Source organism: Lysinibacillus sp. FJAT-14745 (assembly GCF_001275675.1).
Taxonomy (GTDB): domain Bacteria; phylum Bacillota; class Bacilli; order Bacillales_A; family Planococcaceae; genus Lysinibacillus.
Window position 1 is genome coordinate 286,615 of record NZ_LITM01000002.1, and the last position, 17,397, is coordinate 304,011.

Below are 17,397 nucleotides of genomic sequence, written 5' to 3' on the forward strand. Positions count from 1 at the left end.
ATAAAAAGTAATTAGTAATTAGGCTATATTGATGTTTTATCATCCACCTCTCCATGATAAGGGATTTATCTTTTTTATAACCATCCACTTCGATACTTTTTTGACCATCCATTTATCTTAAGAATAAATATTTTTAACCATTCAATTGCCTATATACTATTAAGAGCTTCTGCAAACCTTTTGATTCCTTCATCTATTGAATCTTCATCTTCCTTTGCAAAAGTAAAACGAACAAAACCATCTTTGGACCCCAGTGTAGAACCTGGAACATAAATGACGCCTCTTTTGATGGATTCTTCAAGCAATTGGGTTTCATGATAATTTTTAAGTATTTTACACCATATATGAATACCACCTTGAGGAATAGCATATTCCACCAGATCTTTTAAATAAGTATCAAGGCTTTTTATAATTTTATCTCTCCTTTTTTCTAATTCCTTCATTAAACTTTTTATATGAATATGAAAATTTTCTGATTCTAAAAAATCATTTGCTATCCATTGTGTATAGCTAGAATGACCGAAGTCGATTTGTTGCTTCGCATCGGATAATCTTTCAATCACCGATGTTGGGCCAATAATCCACCCTATTCTTAATCCTGAGGCAACAATTTTGGACAAAGAACTTATGTATAATACGTTGCCATTCCTATCCATTGACTTAAGGGTAGAGATTTTATCTCCTGAAAATGCTGTTAAACTATACGGATCATCTTCTACTACTGGAATTCCAAGCTTTGAGGATATGTCTAAAATCGCTTCTTTTTTCTTTTTATTCAATAAGGAGCCCGTTGGATTTTGAAAACATGGATTTAAAAAAACCATTTTAATTCGGTGTTTTTTATATAATGACTGCAAATCTTCTGGGTTCATTCCATCCTTACCGACTGGTAGATAATGTATTTGTATACCTACCGATCTGAAAATTGGAAGATTATAATTGTAGGAAGGATCTTCTATCGCTATTGCATCTCCAGGCTTTAACAAACATTGTACAATTAAATGTAATGCTTGCTGCGCTCCTGATGTTATAAGTATTGAAGAAGGATTAGTTTCGATTCCCCGACTTTTTTTTACGTGTTTTGCAATGGTAGTTCTAAGGATTTCATTCCCCTGTGGATGATCGTATCCTAGGCTTCCAATAAAAGAACGTGTTGCAGTTATCTCGCTTAAAAACCTTTTTGGGAAAAGTTCTTCTGACAATTCACCAGAAGCTAAATTTATTAATTTATGTTCAACAGCTTCTTTTCTTATTTTTTGCGTTACAGGTTGACTAGGTAAAAAAGAACCCGCCTCAATATACCTATTCCAGCTAGGAATCCGTTTTTTTGTTATACCCCATATATCTTTACTAATGGTAGTACCGCTTCCTCTATTTCTTTCAATTAGCCCAATCGATTCTAATTCGTCATATGCATGAACGACAGTACTTCTGTTTAAATTTAGAGCACTAGCTAAATATCTCTCGGATGGCAATGGTTTATCAGGTGGAAATGTACCATCTGCAATTCCCTTTTCCATATATTCCGCGAGTTGTTTATAGATAGCTTTTTTCGCTTTTCTATCAGGTTTCCAATCCATGTATACTCACCTCATTATTTCCTTCAAACTTGCTAAAAATCTTACTTTTTTCTTTTAGCAGTGTTATTCCAGCTAAAAGATTATATATTAATATTATTTCAATTGTAATTAACCATCCACTTAAAATATCAATCCTCATTTTCTATTTTATAACCAATGTTACAATGAGCGTGAATTAAACCCCTTAAACTACATTCCTCTACTATTCTATCGATGTCACCTGTTCGCTAAAACAAAGTTGTAAATAAAGGAATATTCTGTTATTTTATAGTTAGTTATCCAACTAACTAATTGCAAAGGATGTGTAAATGAATGGCCAAACCTACTGGTATCGAAAAGTCAGATTTATTATTGGCTGCCAAGCAAAGTTTAGTAGAAAAAGGGATTGAGAAATTTACATTAAAGGCTGTTGCTGAGCAAGCTGGTGTGACACAAGGAACTATTTATTATCATTTCAAAACGAAAGAGCAAATAATTTTAGAAATTGTCCAAGACATCTGTGAAAATTCTTGGAATGAAATTTTGACGACTGATCAACAAATGATTCAATCTGCACTTCTCTCTGCAAAAAGTCGATATGAAAATGATGCCTTTTATCATAAATTATTTTTCACCTTAATCGTTTTTGGCTTTACGAATCCAACTATTAGACAGCATATTGGACAAATTTTAGCGGCCGAAAATGAACATTTATATAACGTTTTAGATAAATTATGGGATACATCACCAATTGATGGCGTGTCAATGGAAACTTGGAGCATTTTTTTCAATGCCCTTATTGATGGCTTAGCCATACAAGTGATGATGCGAGACGATTTCGATGTAGATGTATTCTATCAGCAATTAGAAAAAATCCTTCAGACACTGCATCGTCTAGGAAAATAATTTGAGGAGGGACACTATGCGATTCTTTTTATGCTGGGGTTTTGGGATTTGGCTTGTAGCAAGTGCTGTATTCCGATTAATGGGGCATTACTTTTTTACTCTTGAAGAACCATTCCTCATGATTGCTGCATACATTTTGACTATTCCGCTTATTTGGGTAGTGACAATACCTATTTATATTTTGAAAAAGATAAAGGACACAGAGCGATTACTAGCTGCAATCTGTATCGCGTTACCTGGAATGCTCATCGATGCAGTCGTATTATTAGTTTTCGACAATATTTTTCCGAATTTATCACCTGATTTAGCTCGATATTTCGCCTCTTGGCTATTATGGGCTTACTCTCTAATACTCATTACTGGTTTTACAAAGGTTTCATTCGTAAGAAAAAATTCTATGCATTCGTCAAATTAAAGGACTTGGCATTATTAACCTAGAAGTAAGTATTGATTAGAATTAAAGGAGGAGAAAAAATGGTTATAGGCTTACATCACGTTCAAATAACAATTCCAAAAGGTGCAGAAGAACAAGGGAAATATTTTTACTGTCAAGTATTAGGACTAAAAGAACTTGAAAAGCCGGATTCACTGAAAGGACGAGGTGGATTTTGGTTACAAGTCGGCACTAGAGAGGTCCATGTAGGTACTGAGGATGGCTTTGATAGATTCACGACAAAGGCTCACATTGCCTATCAAGTTGAAAATATCGAACAGTGGAAAAAAGCACTAGCCGAACATCATATAGAAATTTTCGACTCAGTTCCTATTCCTCATTTTGAACGCTTTGAATTTAGAGATCCATTCGGTAATAGAGTGGAGATGATTCAGGAAATTTAAAAGAAAACAGTTGAATAGAAGTTAATTTCTATTCAACTGTCATGCTGTTAAAAAATAATTTGTGAAATAAAGTATGAATCTATAGCAAAGCGAGAGCTTGATTTCCATTCCAACTGGGAACTTATCACATGACAGACGTTTTAACAAGATGTCATCCAACTTTTTAATTTTATCGGAACGCTTTAACGTTTTAGCGCCCAACTGTTAGTTTTATCGATTAACATTCCCCTTTTATCACCCAACTTCTGAAGTTTATCGACATCTTCCTTAGCCTAGAAAGAAACTCAAAACTCCTCAATTAAGATATCTTTGATCATTTTGTTTTCCAACCGTTATTTCTCGCTAGACCCCCAAAATGTGATAGTCTGATTATCGCTAAGTATGCCATAGTAAGTGTATAGGTTGGTGATTGTCGTTTCCCCCTCCGTCATGTCTTTCAATGCCTCTTTCCAGCGCATTGAAAGGCTTATACTGCCCATATGACTTTTCATTTCTAACAAACGCTTCACCCAACTGAAACATTTGTAATAAAACTGTAAATTAAGGCGATGAAGCCCTTTATATCAGGTGTTTACAGCAATTCCCCATTCACTGTGGTAACAATTACCTCGAAGAAGCCCAACTTTTTCATGCTACGATTAATTCCAATGGCGAGCCAAAACAGGATTAATCCTAACAATAGCTTCAGGAGGAACTTAACAACATGAATAAACGATTTTTAACTACAACATTAGCATTGACGATCGGTTTTAGCACAGTGGGGATGGTACAACCAACTATTCACCCTATAGAAGTAGAGGCTGCAACAACAAATGCCCTGAATAACACACAAGCAGTTAATGCGAAAGCGGATCAATTAATTCAAACTGGAAAAAGCTTAATTAGTAAGGCAACATACAGCAATACGGAATACAAGCCTACATATCCATATAAATTTTCTTGTGCTTCTTTTTTAATGTACATTTTCGAGAAAAATGGTGTTGATCTTGCGACTTATAATGAGGATTATATGATGCAGCAAGGAACATCTGTTAACAGAAATCAATTACAAAAAGGTGATTTACTATTCTTTAAGAGTAAAAAAACCGGGACAGACCCTGACCACGTTGGTATGTATATTGGGGACAATAAAATGATTCACATGGCTGATTCTAAGCAAAATATTATTATTTCTGATTTAAATAGCAAGCCTTATTATACAGATGCTTATGTAGGTGCCCGTAGAGTATTACCTACATTACTTTCAGCTAATCCTGCAACGAAAGGCGATAAAATCGTTGAAAACGCTTATAACTATAAAAATAAAGTGACTATGAGTACTACGAATAGTGAGCAGAATCTACGTTTTACAGGACCTGGATTTATAGAGTATGTGTATCGTAAAAGTGGCGTAAATCTTGGTTCTACAACCTTAAAGGAGCAAATGAATCTGGGAACGACGGTTTCACGTGCTAATTTAAAGAAAGGTGATTTACTATTCTTCAATAGTGTCGCAGGCTCTAAAACACCTTCATCTGTAGCCATTTATGCAGGGGACTATCGTATAATGATTCCAACTTCAAGTGGTATTACTACAAGAGTATTGTTGGTTGACTATTATAATAAGCATTATATTACTGCCAAGCGTGTTACATCAAATTATTAAACTGTCACGCCAGCTCCAAATCCAGTCCCTAGCAGCCTTCTACCACTGCTGATAAAATCATCGCTACTGCCTCAAATTTGAGTAGTAAAGCAAAGTTTGGCTATTCGTATGAAGAAAGTTCACTTACGTTTACGAGCGCAGGATTTACTTTCTATGTTTTTAAACAGCACGGGATTGATTTAATCAATATATTAGTATGACATCCACTAATGTTGTTAAACAAAGCTTAACTTCAACATGGGCACAGCAAAACTATGTAACAGCCCGTCGTGTCTGATAGGTTCAAATCGAGTGGAGGGAGTGATTAACTCCCGACCTCTCTCACGACCGTACGTACGGTTCTGTATACGGCGGTTCAATTAAGATGTCATGCTCATGCCGGGTGCACAAGTAAAAAGAAGTAATCCTCTATTTGAGGATACTTCTTTTTTTGTTTGTGAGAAACTATTGTGTCAATTTAAAAATAAAGTGTCATTGAAATAAAGTATGACTCTTCAGCAAAACGAAGGGTTGATTTTCGTTCCATCCGCGCAAACTCAAGTGCTACCGCTTCGCTTTCTTCACAAAAAACAAGCAAGAGCACGAGACCCAGCAGGGAACGTAAACGAAACTATGTTTTGAGACGAAAGTATAGCGACAGGAGCAAAGGATGTAGCTCATGCCTTGCCCGCGGAAAGCGAGGCGGATTTTTACCATTTGCAACTGTGCTAGATTTCTTACAAGGGACTTTTAGCCTTATTCTAAATCTTTTAAGCTCTTAGCAAACTCAATCATAGACCTACTTGACATAGGACCCTTTATAAGCAATAGTGTATTACTATCTAGAATTGGCTTTAATATGTCTAAAACTCCTGTAACATCTTTAAAAATATGAACCTTTGCATTTGTTCCTTCCTTTATCGCTTGAGTGGCTATTTCTTCTGCTTTTTCTCCAATTGTAATAAGCATATGAATATTTCTTTTTGCGACCATTGTACCAATTTCACGATGGTACTTTTTCTCAAAATTACCTAATCGTTTAATATCACCAAGTACAAGAATTACTTTCTTGTCTTTCCCTATCTCATCTAAAACCTTCAAAGCTGCTTCAATAGAAGTTGGGTTATTAGTCCATGTATCATCTATAATGGTGCTTTCTCCAATTCCTGTTGAAAACTCTAAGTGCCTTGCCATCTGATTAAACGTCCTTAAACGTGAGATGGCATATTGAATCGTCATACCCATTTCTTTTACAGCCGCAATGGCAGCGAGGGCATTGTATACTTGATGTTCACCGTATCCTGGTATAAATGCAGAATATTTTTTATTTGAGGCAAGCAGTTGAAATTTCATACCATTTTCTGTGAATTGAATATTGGAGGCAGTGAAATCTGCCTGTTCTTTTATACCAAAACGAATAATTTTCCCGTTAAATCTTTGTAACGGAATTTTTTTCGTATTTTCATCATCTGCATTGATGATTAATGTACCTTCATTAGATAATCCTTCTACTATTTCTGATTTTGCCTTTATATAACCTTCTAGATTTTTGCAGCCATCTAAATGATGCACGCCAATATTCGTAATGATGCCGATTGTAGGTCTATAAATCATACATTGATGTTTAATATTCCCCGTATTTCCTAGCCCTAGCTCGAACACTGCAGCTTTTGTTGTGTCATCGATACCTGTCAAGTAGGGTAATGATTGACGTGGCTCATTCTTACTACTAATCGATGCCTGCACATGCCAATCCTTGATAAGAATATGTTTAATCATCTCTTTCGTCGTTGTTTTCCCACACGTTCCGGTTAATGCAACGACTGGTATCTGAAAAAGATCACGGTAATACTCGATGAATGTCCAATATGCATGGACAATACTCCTTACTCTTATAACCGTGGTATTATCAAGCGCATTCTTTAGCTCTGCCATGGGTTTATCGGAAATTACAAGAGAAGGTCCTTTTTTGTTAATTGCTTGCCAATTGATTGAATCATTTTTATTGATAAATATAAGCGTATTAGCATGTGTCAGTTCATGTCGGTCATAATAAATCGCATGTTTGACATTCCAAAGCTCTGAACCATTTACTAATTTTCCTTGCAGTAAATTTAGAATATCCTTTACAGCTAACTGTTGCACAAAAACACCTCTTTCTGAAGAATAAACACTGTTATGAGATACTTGAAGAAAATTACATTATTTTTTTGCATTTCTACCACCCAATATCGTTTTATACATTGTTTTATCCTCTAATTTGTTAAACATGTTGATGTCAGGAACTTTATTGCCTTCAATAATCCACAAGGCCCCCATTTTTGTCATGCCTATGTCAAAGCCAATAATAGTAAGCTCCTCACCGTTTTTCTCCAATAGCTCTGAAGCAAGCAAACTAATTTTGTTCAGTCGAGAGTTAATATTTTTGAGATGAATGCTTGGGAGATTTGCATCATCTATTGCCTGATCTAACGTTAGTAGTTTTTGTGCAGCATTCGTTATTAAAAACTGTTCGCCTGCAACTTTTACAATCTTACCAGTTACCTTCCACGCTCCACCTACCTTTTGCGTTACAACACGTATATCAAATGGACAGTCATTGATTGTCGCTAATGCAATTCTTTGTTGTACAATATACTGGCGTTGGGAAAGATAGTTCTTTTTTATAAAATCAAAAGCTTCATCCAAGCTTGGTTCGGTTAGTTTCCTTATGCCAACGTGAATTTCATAGGTTGAGTCACTTTTTTCACTAATTTGGAGAACCCCAATTCCATTTTGACCTGTGCACGGCTTTAGAATGATGGTTTTATAGAGTTGTAAATAATGTTGAAATGTTTCTTGGGTGAGTAAATCTGTCTTTGGCAAGTATTTTCGAAGGGCACGCTTTCTTTTTAGTACATGATACTGGCTCCATTTGCTATTCGGAAGATGAAGAATGGAATCAAAAATCCATATATTACTCCAAAAATCATATGCTATTTCTAGCACAATCGTATGACAACCTGGAAACGATTTCCCTAGTTTTGTAACTGCTCGAATGGCTATCTGCTGTATTTTCATAAAGTAGATTTTAGCAATGAGTGAATTGACGTTAGAGTGTGTGTCCATCAGTTTTGAAGCTACATACCATTCGGATAATGGTGTGTTTCTGTGCATTGTCACAAATTGTCGAAATATTTTATTCGTAGTTGGGAACATTTGAATAATATAGTGTTTTTGTGTCATTTCATTATTTAATGTTGTATTTAACGCTTCTATATCCTGTACTGTTAACATTTTGTCACTTGTCTGAATATAGTAAAGATTATTTTTATGAACTATACAAATTTCCTCTGGTCCGTAAAGAGCTTTTATGATAACTGATTCATTCACATCTAACATCTTTGATAAAGATTGCTTTGATAATAGCTCCGTTTTAACGAGATGTTTTCTCAATCTTTCATCAGCACACAGTATTTTATACTGGCTCATCCTCCCCCTACTTACCTTCATTCCCCATTTCCTCCTATCCGATAGAGAAACTCTCGGTCATTTTCAACCGAGAGTTTCATTTTCATTATCGTTACAGAGACTGACAGCCTAATGCAACAATAGAACCTTGTGTAACAGGAACTGCACCATTTTGATTGAAGAAATTGTTGATTACAAAGCTTTGAACATTATCTTTCGCAGCTGTCGCAACTTGATCTCTAAATACAGCTTCAAAAGAAAATTCGTTCTCTCCAATCGTTCCTGTACCTTGTACGGTTACGACACAGTTCTGCCCTTCCCTTTTGCAAGTAACAGAAGTGATGTCATTAGCTGTGAACAGGAAGCTGAATTGATTTGGTGTCTCAGTATCGTCAAATTCTAAAGAAAGTGTAGAAGTTGCAAGAGTCGTAACACAAATATCCGCAAGGTACGTCAAATTCCCTTTAATCGTACCGTTTACCCCGTCAAATTTGACGTTATTACTTTCCTTAAAAGCATTAACCTTTACGCCACAAGGACACAATACTCCCATATTTTCCCCTCCCTTCTTTATAGATTTCTACAATATATTAGCGAAACACCTTAAAAGGCACTGTATTTGTCATAGAACTAGATAGTATTCCCTTAAATGTATAGTAAAAAAATTTCCTCTGAAATAAAACCTATTCAGAGGAGAGAGGAGAACTCTTCAATTGTTTAGCTAATTCATGTAATGCCTTAGTATACATATCCCCTTTTATTAGTAAGATTGTATTGGCATCCACTATATCCTTTAATAACTGGTAAACGTTGATACTATTATTGAACTTATAGACAGGAACATCCATACCTAATGCCACTACATGGTCGGCCATGATACTAGCATGTTTCCCAACTGTGATCAGTACATCCACACCTATATCAACTATCAATTCCCCTGCTCGTTCATGGATAATATATCCGTAAGAACCTAAATCCGTAATCGTCCCGATGACTGCCACCTTTTTTTTGTTTTTACCAAGTTCATTTAATACCTCTAATGCAGCCTTTAAGGACGTCGTTGTAATGCTCCATGTATCATCTATAAGGATCGAATCATTGATGCCCTCAAATAGCTGTAGATGTTTTTTCAACTGCTTGAATGATAGTAATTGAACAGCTGCCTTTGGAATTGTTATACCCATTTCATAAACCGCTGCAATTGCTGCAAGTGCGTTGTACACTTGATGCTCCCCAAATCCAGGAACAAATAGGTCATATTTTTTCATATTATGATGCAAAGTAAACTTCATGCCGTTTAAACTGAAGCGAATATTACTTGCTCTAAAATTACAAGATGCATGTTGACCAATTCTAATAATGCGTCCTGAAAAATTCGTCATATCAATTTTACTTGTATTAACATCCTCTGTATTTATAATTAATGTACCCATAGGATCAATAATCTGTAACATTTCTCCCTTTGCTTCGATGTACCCTTCTAATGTTTTGCAATAATTTAAATGATGTTCTCCAATATTTGTAATAATCCCAATTGTCGGTTTGAAGTATTTACCAGCATTGCTCACATCTCCAGGCGAGCCAACAGCCGTTTCTATAATGGCCGCTTCGGTTTCATCTTCTATGTTAAGTAAATACTGTAAAAAAGCTGTTCTAGAATTACTGCTAAGATTTGTTGCTGACACTTTTATTTCTGAAGAAAGAATATGTTTAATCATCTCTTTTGTTGTTGTTTTTCCAGAGGTTCCAGTAATGGCTACAACAGGGATTTTAAATTGATCACGGTAGTAGTGCACAAACTTCCAGTATGCTTCTTCTGTGTTAGCAACTTTAATGACTATTACATCTCTAGGAAGATCTTTTTGTCTATAGTCACAATCTGTTACGAGTATTATGGGGAAAAATGGTTCAAGTTTTTTCCAGTCTACTATTCTTTTACTTATAAAAAGGGCTGTATTTGAATACTTTACTTGTTTTAGCCGATATGCACCATGAAGTACCACTTCATTTACCGAATCTTGCATCAATTCACCTGAAACAATATCTACTAAATCTTTCACAATTATAGGTTTCATATCCATTCACTTTCCTTTCATATCTATTATATGCCCTTCAAGAAAAGTTGATTGGTTGTTGTTGTGATACATAACCAGATGAAAGCTATTTTTTTTCATATAAATAGAACGTAATAACAATCTAAGTATTAATCGGAGGAGTGATATGGTTGAAAACAATTATTTTTATCGGTACAAACAAATCTGGATCGAGCCGTGAAGCAATAAGAGCAGCAGAGAAATTGGGTTACTTTACGGTACTTTTCACAAACAATGAAAAACAAATACAACAGAGAAAAGCCTATCCAGATGTTCATAAAATGATTTTCATCGACACATCAAATATAGAAGTAATGAGTAAAGAAATTGATAAACTGTTTAATATCGGATTAGATATTAAAACTATTGTTAGTTTTGTAGACCCCTTTGTTCATATTGCGTCTATTTTGTGTGATGAATTTTGCTATAATCTTACTTCGTCAACAGCCATTGAAATAATGGAGGATAAGGAGAAAACAAGAGATTTCTTAAAAAATCAACCTTATTCCCCAAATTTTGTTCTTAAAAAACCAAACGAATCACTTTCTAACAATATGGAATTCCCATTAATTGTAAAATCACCTAAATCCACAGGATCAAAAGACGTACTTTTAGCGACAAATAAAAGTCAACTAGATAAACATCTCGAATTTCTCCAAAGTAAAAACCCCAATGAAACAGTTATGATTGAGGAATATATTGAAGGTCCCCAATATTTAGTGGAGGCACTCGTCTATAAGCGGCAAGCTCAAATTATCGGCATTATTAAGCAGGAGATTACAAAAGGTAAACGTTTCATCATTACTGGTTATGGCGTACTCGTAGAACCTCCAAAAGATATTCAAACAGGCCTTGAGGAAGTACTGAATTCCATCGTCAAAGCATTTAACATTGAAACTGGTACATTGCATCTAGAGCTTCGTTTGACAAAAAATGGTTGGAAGCTTATTGAGATTAACCCTCGGATTTCAGGAGGAGCCATGAATAACATGCTAAAAGCTGCATTAGGAATTAGTTTAGTCGAAGAAACACTTAAATTATTTTTAGGTGAGCAACCAAATGTAAAACCGAGATATAAAAAGTTTGTTTTTACAAAATACGTAATTGTGGAGAAGAAAGGTATTTTAGAAAGAGTGATTGGTAAAAATAGAGCAACTAATTCAACAGGTGTTGTAGAAGTATTTGTGAAGCCTAGAAAAGGAACATTGTTAACTCCACCTTTATCCATGGGTCATCGTTATGCATATGTCATTGCTGAAGGTGCCACATTGGCTGAGGCAAAAAATAACGCTATAACCGCCGCGAAGGAAATCAAATTTCTATTAAAAACATTGTAAATTCACTGCTATAAAAATTCGTTTTTATTTTAGAACCAAAACTAAAAACCCGAATAACTGCCGCTTTCAGATGGCAATTATTCGGGTTTTTGAATTTATGCTGTAAATGTTTGATCTAGGAATTTTACCGTTTCAAACATATTTGTTTTACTAGCACCCTTTACTAGAATTGTATCGTAAGGTTTTATTATTTTCTCTAATAGCGCATGCAATTCTTCCTTATTGATAAAATGATATATCTTTGAGGGATCCATTCCTTTGGCCATCGCAGCTGCCCCCATTTCCTCCGTCCTAAAACCATAAGTGATGAATAAATCTATGTCTTGCTCATAGATGTACTCACCGACTTTACGATATTCCTCTTCTCTTAAGTCCCCTAATTCTCGCATTTGACCAATTATAGCAACTTTACGCTTTTTGGCTATATTCGTAAGAACGTCAATCGCAGCACGGACACCTTGTGGATGAGAGTGAACCGTATCGTCAATAACTGTTATGTCCTCGCGACAATTATAAATGGTTAATCTTCTAGGTGGTTTTTTAAAATTTAGTCCCGCCTCAATATCAGATGGGCTAAATCCTAAATAATCAGCAACAGCAATCGCATTAAGTGCATTATAAACATGATGTTCTCCTAAAATTGGGATATACATTGCAATTTCCTGTCCCTGTAATTTTATTTTAAAGGTCATGCCGATATCTTTATATTGAATATCATAAGCTCTATAGTCAGCTGTGCTATGAATACCTACTGTTAAAATTTTCCCTTTAAACTGCTGTGTTTCTAAATGCTTCGAATTGTCATCATCCTTATTCAATATCAGTAAACCGTTTTGATCCATTCCATGTATTAATTCCGATTTTGCCTTTGCCACACCTTTAATATCTCCATCAAAATTACCTATGTGTGCTAAACCTATATTCGTGATGATGCTGATATTCGGTTGGATAATGCTGCAATGATCGGTAATGATTCCTGGATAGGCCATACCGTACTCAAGCACAACTGCTTGATGTGAAGCATTTATTTCTTCCGCATGTTTTTTTGTATGCTCTGTCGTGTTCCAATAATCTTTCGACTCAAAAATATTCCATTTTCCTGATAAAATGGAGGCTAAAAATGCTTTAGATGTTGTCTTCCCAGCACTTCCGGTAATCGCGATAATTGGCTTCTGTTGTTCTTTGGTTACTGACTTATTTTGTTGTTGTCTAATTTGTCTTGTCATTTGTTTTTGATTCTTCGCTAGGTATATTGCATATCGTATCGTATTAATAACAACATCTAATTCTAAATAAAAGGCAGGAGGGCAGCCTGGCCGCCAGTTTACTTCGTACATCCAAATTTTTTGATTCTCATCTAATCCTACATCTATGCCAATCTCATCAATAACCTCTCCGAATTGCACCATCTGAATTTCATCTAAATGATGTGCTAAAGACAAGGAAAAATGCTCTAGCATGCGGCGAATGTTAAATGCTTCTTCTTTAAATTCCTGCTCCAAAAATGGATCTAAATAATTGGTATAGCCACCATTGTTAATATTGGGGATAATCGAACCATTTGGCGCAATGCGCGGATAAACGGTCGTCACAATCCATTTGCCTTCCCCGTTTTTTTGCACATGGAGACGAAAATCATAGATTTGACCAGATTTCATTTTCGATTGAATATAGGGTTGCATGATAAAAGTTCCCGTAGAAAGTTGCCTTCTTATTAATTCGTCCAACTGTGACTTAGAATACACTTCATTTTCGCTATCCTTCTTTACTTCAAAATCAGTACTCCCTACTCTGGAAATAAAATAAATCCCTTTCCCCTTTCGACCATCTATCGGCTTAAACACTATTTTTTTATGGTATGAGATAAACTTATGAAACACTTCAACATCTTGCACAACTTCTGTTGGGATTAAATATTTTTCAAATTCCTTAGCTTCCTTCAGACGCTTCATAACATTCCATTTATTCCCTATAGAATGAGTTGTAAAAGGGATTTCCTCTTTCAATTTCTCGATAATTTCTTTAGATACCGATAATTTTTCAGGACTCCCTGCATTGTATATAACATCTGGAAAGGGCATCATTTTTTCATGCCATTCGCCATTTTCATATACCTTCCCTCTTATCAAACGATTATCAAAGTTAACGCTTTTTGGTGTAAAGTAAAAAAATTGAGCCCCTTCTGCATTAGCAACGGCCGCATATGCATATGACTTAAGAACAGTTGTAGGATCTAGTCGATGATGTAGCATTCCAATAATTGTCATTCATTAATCTCTTCCTTTCATATGTTTCTCTCTCTAATAAATTCAACAAATGCACTTTGCATATAGACAGATGCTCTAATTTTGAAGATATTTAGTAGTTTAAAATTTTTATCACCATTTGGGCTCAATGATGAATTTCCCTTTTAACATGTCAGGTTTTAATAACTGAATCGCAGATATACCACTTAAATCAATGGACTTTTCAGTGGATGTTTTTTCCAACCTCACAACATCTGCAATTAATTTCGTATCATGCCCTTCATAATCGTAAGCACGCAAAAGCGAAACCGTTCCTCGACAACATTCTTTATCAATAGCCTCTATGCGAAAAAACTCTGTTTCAAATTGCTTTACAGTATCCATTAACTTTAAACGAGTACCGTTGTGTGTTATTAAAAAAAAGGGAATTGTATCGCTTCCCACTATTTTCACAAGCAGCTGACCAAAGTATTTTGAATGAAAATCCTTTATCATATCCTGGAGTGCTTTTATGTCGTTGAGCGCTTCACATAGAAAATGGTTTCTTTTGTTTTCATTATTCATTTCCTCAGCCCTCCTAAGTCTTAATGATCTATCTTTAAACATTGAAACAATTACAAAAATATTCAACACCTTCTCGCTATAATATGTAGCACTTAGGAATATGACGACTTTTTTCGGAAAGGAAATAAGGATTCTAGCAAAAAAAGAAAACGTCCATTTTGTTTTATTAAAAGTCAAGTTTTAAGCTGAAACTATTTTAAATAGTGAATTCTTATTTAATGTCACACATTATATGTATAGAAATTAAAAGGATAGAAGAGCTTAAATAAAATCCGCTCTATCCTCTTTTTTTCCACAAATGACCCTATTTACTACAACAATTAAATCAATCTAATGTTGCAGTAATTTAAAAGGAGCTTATATTGTAGTTTTATAAAAAAGATTGATCATTTATAATAAAGATTGATTAAAGATCCTGTGTTGATATGCAGGATCTTTTCTTATTCCACAATCGGGCCAGATTGTGAAGTGAAAACTAGAAAGACAACAGATATTAAAAGTGTCTATATCCGTTGTCTTTGTTTGTTTATGAAGCATTCCTGCTTTGAAATCTTTTATAAGGCAGGATGGAAACCAAGAGCAGTAAAACACCAAACAGCACAAATAAAGCAGAACTAGGCAGTACATGATATAATGCGGAGGACATTCCACCAAGCGCCATACCTGAATAACGGACGAAGTTAAAAACTCCTAAAGCTGTTCCTCGGTGCTCGCTGTACTCATTGCTAATAAGCGTCGAAAAAAGTGGGGCGGAAAATCCAACCATAATTCCATAACCAAATAAGATAATGCTTAACCCCACAAGTGATTGAGCGTGAAGTACACCAAATAGTATGACCTGCAATGGCATAGCAATTAACAGTGAGATAAACAAAGTATTTAGGGATATTTTTTTCTGCAACCTTTTAAATAACATACTTCCGACAATCATGCTGACTGTCAAAGGTAAATATAATAATCCAATGAACTTTAAATATACATGATAATGATCATGGAGCAAGACAGGCAGATAGACGAGAATAGCAAAATAGATGAAAAACACTAAAAAGCTGACGATCATAATACTTGTTCCAATATAATGGGAAAAGACTGCCTTATATGCATGGATAAATCCTTTGGACGGTTTTTCGTCAGTTTCATCCTGCTTTTCACTTGGCAACAGATAAACAATGAACATCAGCAAGGAAACCGCCATAATCAAAAGAAAAAGGAAAATTCCCTCATAACCAAAAAACTCTCCAATAAAACCTCCAACCACAGGTGAAACGGCGGGAGCAAGAGTAAGCAGGATTTGATACGTTCCCATGGCACTTCCTCTTGCTTCACCTTCAAATAACTGTGCAATCATACTAATTGCAACTAAAGGGATTATCCCGGCCCCGATTGCCTGAATCATTCTGAAAAGCGTAAACAACGTAAAACTGTTGGTGTAAGTACAAATGACTGCTGATATGCCCATCAAAAGAAGGCTAATGAGCAATAATCTTTTTTTATTTTGATGATCAACCACTGTTCCCAGAACAATCTGTATCACCGCAATAATAAAGATAAAGCTACTGACCGTAAAATTCACCCAGCTGATGGATACTTCAAACGAATCCCGAATAAGGGGAATGATCGGCGTATAGATGTTCTGGCTTAAAGAAGCAAAAAACGTGCTAATACTCAGGGCATATAAGACAAAAGATTTTTTTGAGCTACACTCTTTTGCATATTTATTCTCCAAATGGAACGTCGTCACCTTTTAGTTTGTCAGTAATCATTTCTAAAAAAGTTATAATGGTTTCTAACTCGTCTGTATTGAAACTATCCAATAGGCGCAGATATCGATTCCTTGCCTTCTCATGCAATTGATCGTGGATAGAGGCAAGTTGCTTCCCGAAATCAGTAAGGAGATAGTGAACTTCTTTTTGATTGGTCTCCTGTCTGGTCTCGACAATAACGTTCTTCTCTAGCATTTTTTTGATTGCCTTTGTAATGGCTGGCTTGGAGACGTTTAACGTTTCCGAAAGGGATGTATTATTCGCAGATCCCTGCGCCTTGATGGCTGAAACAATGTGTAATTGAGTGAGAGTCCAATCCATAACAATGGAGTTTTCTTCATTTTTTTTACTGAAGCTTTTACTTTTTTGAACGGCTTCTCTTTCTTTGATAAATTGTTGCAAAGCATTCAACGCTTCCTTCTTTTTGTCTATATGATTCATAATGTATCACCTAACTTCTTGTTTATTGTTAACTAGTTAACAATATTAGTTTACCAGTTAACAAAAAGAGGTGTCAAGTGTAAATTAACTGTTAAACAAACAGGCGCAATTGTTGAAGAAGCGTCTCTGTTCTTGTTAAACTCCCATGAAAGAACGTGATCATCTTTCATTTTCTGTGGTGTAGCGCGGGTTTTGCGCTACATGGATGGCTAACGGGTGCTTTACTTGAAGATCATTGAGCTGCTTAAACAGCTCTTTTTTCTTATTGTGCTAACGGAGCAGTTTAGTTGTGCGAAATGTTCCTAGTTTAAATAGAGGATGGTTACATCTCTCTGGTAAAGGCTAGGCAATTCCTTTCGGAACTGAAGGATTATATCGAAGAATCAAATGAAGAGGTAACGCTCGGAAGGGTTCTCTCTTAGTCGAATAGCACTTGATTTAGTAAGAATGAAAGTGTTATAAGCTCGGCGAAAAGGCGTGAGAATTTACCGTAACAGTTCGGCTGACGAAAGCCTACCTGCGGGGGTGGTGTAAATCATGATGCTTGAGTTGAATGAATATGGTGAGAATGCGAATG

The 17,397-nt window shown here is 35.4% G+C and carries 14 protein-coding genes; 5 read left to right on the plus strand and 9 right to left on the minus strand.

Annotated features, from left to right (window positions below; genetic code table 11):
* Positions 1–149 precede the first annotated feature (149 nt).
* Positions 150–1,580, minus strand: a complete 1,431-nt coding sequence (locus AMS59_RS02905; protein WP_053482259.1) for a PLP-dependent aminotransferase family protein — start codon at positions 1,578–1,580, stop codon at positions 150–152.
* A gap of 312 nt (positions 1,581–1,892) precedes the next feature.
* On the opposite strand from AMS59_RS02905, the gene AMS59_RS02910 reads away from it, so the two are divergent.
* The 4 genes from AMS59_RS02910 to AMS59_RS02925 all read left to right on the plus strand — a co-directional run bounded on the left by AMS59_RS02910 (position 1,893) and on the right by AMS59_RS02925 (position 4,947).
* Positions 1,893–2,465 carry a TetR/AcrR family transcriptional regulator gene (locus AMS59_RS02910; RefSeq protein WP_053482260.1) on the plus strand — a complete coding sequence of 191 codons (573 nt, stop codon included), beginning with the start codon at positions 1,893–1,895 and terminating at the stop codon, positions 2,463–2,465.
* A 16-nt stretch (positions 2,466–2,481) separates the two neighbouring features.
* Positions 2,482–2,880, plus strand: a complete 399-nt coding sequence (locus AMS59_RS02915; protein ID WP_053482261.1) for a DUF5367 domain-containing protein — start codon at positions 2,482–2,484, stop codon at positions 2,878–2,880.
* 59 nt (positions 2,881–2,939) lie between these two features.
* Complete coding sequence (locus AMS59_RS02920) at positions 2,940–3,302, plus strand: VOC family protein (RefSeq protein ID WP_053482262.1); 363 nt, start codon at positions 2,940–2,942, stop codon at positions 3,300–3,302.
* Between the two features lie 703 nt (positions 3,303–4,005).
* Positions 4,006–4,947 carry a C40 family peptidase gene (locus AMS59_RS02925; protein WP_234007665.1) on the plus strand — a complete coding sequence of 314 codons (942 nt, stop codon included), beginning with the start codon at positions 4,006–4,008 and terminating at the stop codon, positions 4,945–4,947.
* 735 nt (positions 4,948–5,682) lie between these two features.
* On the opposite strand, the gene murF is transcribed toward AMS59_RS02925, so the two are convergent.
* From murF to AMS59_RS02945, 4 genes are all read right to left on the minus strand, one after another.
* Positions 5,683–7,071 carry a UDP-N-acetylmuramoyl-tripeptide--D-alanyl-D-alanine ligase gene (gene murF, locus AMS59_RS02930; RefSeq protein WP_053482263.1) on the minus strand — a complete coding sequence of 463 codons (1,389 nt, stop codon included), beginning with the start codon at positions 7,069–7,071 and terminating at the stop codon, positions 5,683–5,685.
* 57 nt (positions 7,072–7,128) lie between these two features.
* A complete protein-coding gene (locus tag AMS59_RS02935; RefSeq protein ID WP_053482264.1) occupies positions 7,129–8,418 on the minus strand; it encodes a YheC/YheD family protein in 1,290 nt (429 codons plus the stop codon).
* Positions 8,419–8,488: 70 nt separating this feature from the next.
* Positions 8,489–8,929: a hypothetical protein gene (locus AMS59_RS02940; protein WP_053482265.1), complete on the minus strand. Its 441-nt coding sequence runs from the start codon at positions 8,927–8,929 to the stop codon at positions 8,489–8,491.
* Between the two features lie 130 nt (positions 8,930–9,059).
* Entirely contained in the window at positions 9,060–10,451 is a 1,392-nt protein-coding gene (locus tag AMS59_RS02945) for a UDP-N-acetylmuramoyl-tripeptide--D-alanyl-D-alanine ligase (RefSeq protein WP_053482771.1), read from the minus strand.
* A 149-nt stretch (positions 10,452–10,600) separates the two neighbouring features.
* Between AMS59_RS02945 and AMS59_RS02950 the strand changes: the two genes are divergently transcribed.
* Positions 10,601–11,806 (plus strand): ATP-grasp domain-containing protein, encoded by a 1,206-nt coding sequence (locus AMS59_RS02950; protein WP_053482266.1) that lies wholly within the window; start codon positions 10,601–10,603, stop codon positions 11,804–11,806.
* Positions 11,807–11,901: 95 nt separating this feature from the next.
* Here AMS59_RS02950 and AMS59_RS24015 read toward each other — a convergent pair whose 3' ends face one another.
* From AMS59_RS24015 to AMS59_RS02970, 4 genes are all read right to left on the minus strand, one after another.
* A complete protein-coding gene (locus tag AMS59_RS24015) occupies positions 11,902–14,073 on the minus strand; it encodes a YheC/YheD family protein (protein WP_082337363.1) in 2,172 nt (723 codons plus the stop codon).
* A gap of 111 nt (positions 14,074–14,184) precedes the next feature.
* Complete coding sequence (locus AMS59_RS02960; RefSeq protein ID WP_053482267.1) at positions 14,185–14,616, minus strand: CotY/CotZ family spore coat protein; 432 nt, start codon at positions 14,614–14,616, stop codon at positions 14,185–14,187.
* A 526-nt stretch (positions 14,617–15,142) separates the two neighbouring features.
* Positions 15,143–16,342 carry an MFS transporter gene (locus tag AMS59_RS02965; protein WP_053482268.1) on the minus strand — a complete coding sequence of 400 codons (1,200 nt, stop codon included), beginning with the start codon at positions 16,340–16,342 and terminating at the stop codon, positions 15,143–15,145.
* A complete protein-coding gene (locus tag AMS59_RS02970; protein ID WP_053482269.1) occupies positions 16,332–16,820 on the minus strand; it encodes a MarR family transcriptional regulator in 489 nt (162 codons plus the stop codon). The genes AMS59_RS02965 and AMS59_RS02970 overlap by 11 nt, the downstream gene beginning before the upstream one ends.
* Between the last annotated feature and the right edge of the window lie 577 nt (positions 16,821–17,397).

Excerpts from the sequence above, each read along its gene's own strand:
- AMS59_RS02905 (WP_053482259.1), bottom strand. The coding sequence starts at position 1,580 with ATGGATTGGAAACCTGATAGAAAAGCGAAAAAAGCTATCTATAAACAA.
- AMS59_RS02910 (WP_053482260.1), top strand. The coding sequence starts at position 1,893 with ATGGCCAAACCTACTGGTATCGAAAAGTCAGATTTATTATTGGCTGCC.
- AMS59_RS02915 (WP_053482261.1), top strand. The coding sequence starts at position 2,482 with ATGCGATTCTTTTTATGCTGGGGTTTTGGGATTTGGCTTGTAGCAAGT.
- AMS59_RS02920 (WP_053482262.1), top strand. The coding sequence starts at position 2,940 with ATGGTTATAGGCTTACATCACGTTCAAATAACAATTCCAAAAGGTGCA.
- AMS59_RS02925 (WP_234007665.1), top strand. The coding sequence starts at position 4,006 with ATGAATAAACGATTTTTAACTACAACATTAGCATTGACGATCGGTTTT.
- AMS59_RS02935 (WP_053482264.1), bottom strand. The coding sequence starts at position 8,418 with ATGAAGGTAAGTAGGGGGAGGATGAGCCAGTATAAAATACTGTGTGCT.
- AMS59_RS02940 (WP_053482265.1), bottom strand. The coding sequence starts at position 8,929 with ATGGGAGTATTGTGTCCTTGTGGCGTAAAGGTTAATGCTTTTAAGGAA.
- AMS59_RS02945 (WP_053482771.1), bottom strand. The coding sequence starts at position 10,451 with ATGAAACCTATAATTGTGAAAGATTTAGTAGATATTGTTTCAGGTGAA.
- AMS59_RS24015 (WP_082337363.1), bottom strand. The coding sequence starts at position 14,073 with ATGACAATTATTGGAATGCTACATCATCGACTAGATCCTACAACTGTT.
- AMS59_RS02960 (WP_053482267.1), bottom strand. The coding sequence starts at position 14,616 with ATGAATAATGAAAACAAAAGAAACCATTTTCTATGTGAAGCGCTCAAC.
- AMS59_RS02970 (WP_053482269.1), bottom strand. The coding sequence starts at position 16,820 with ATGAATCATATAGACAAAAAGAAGGAAGCGTTGAATGCTTTGCAACAA.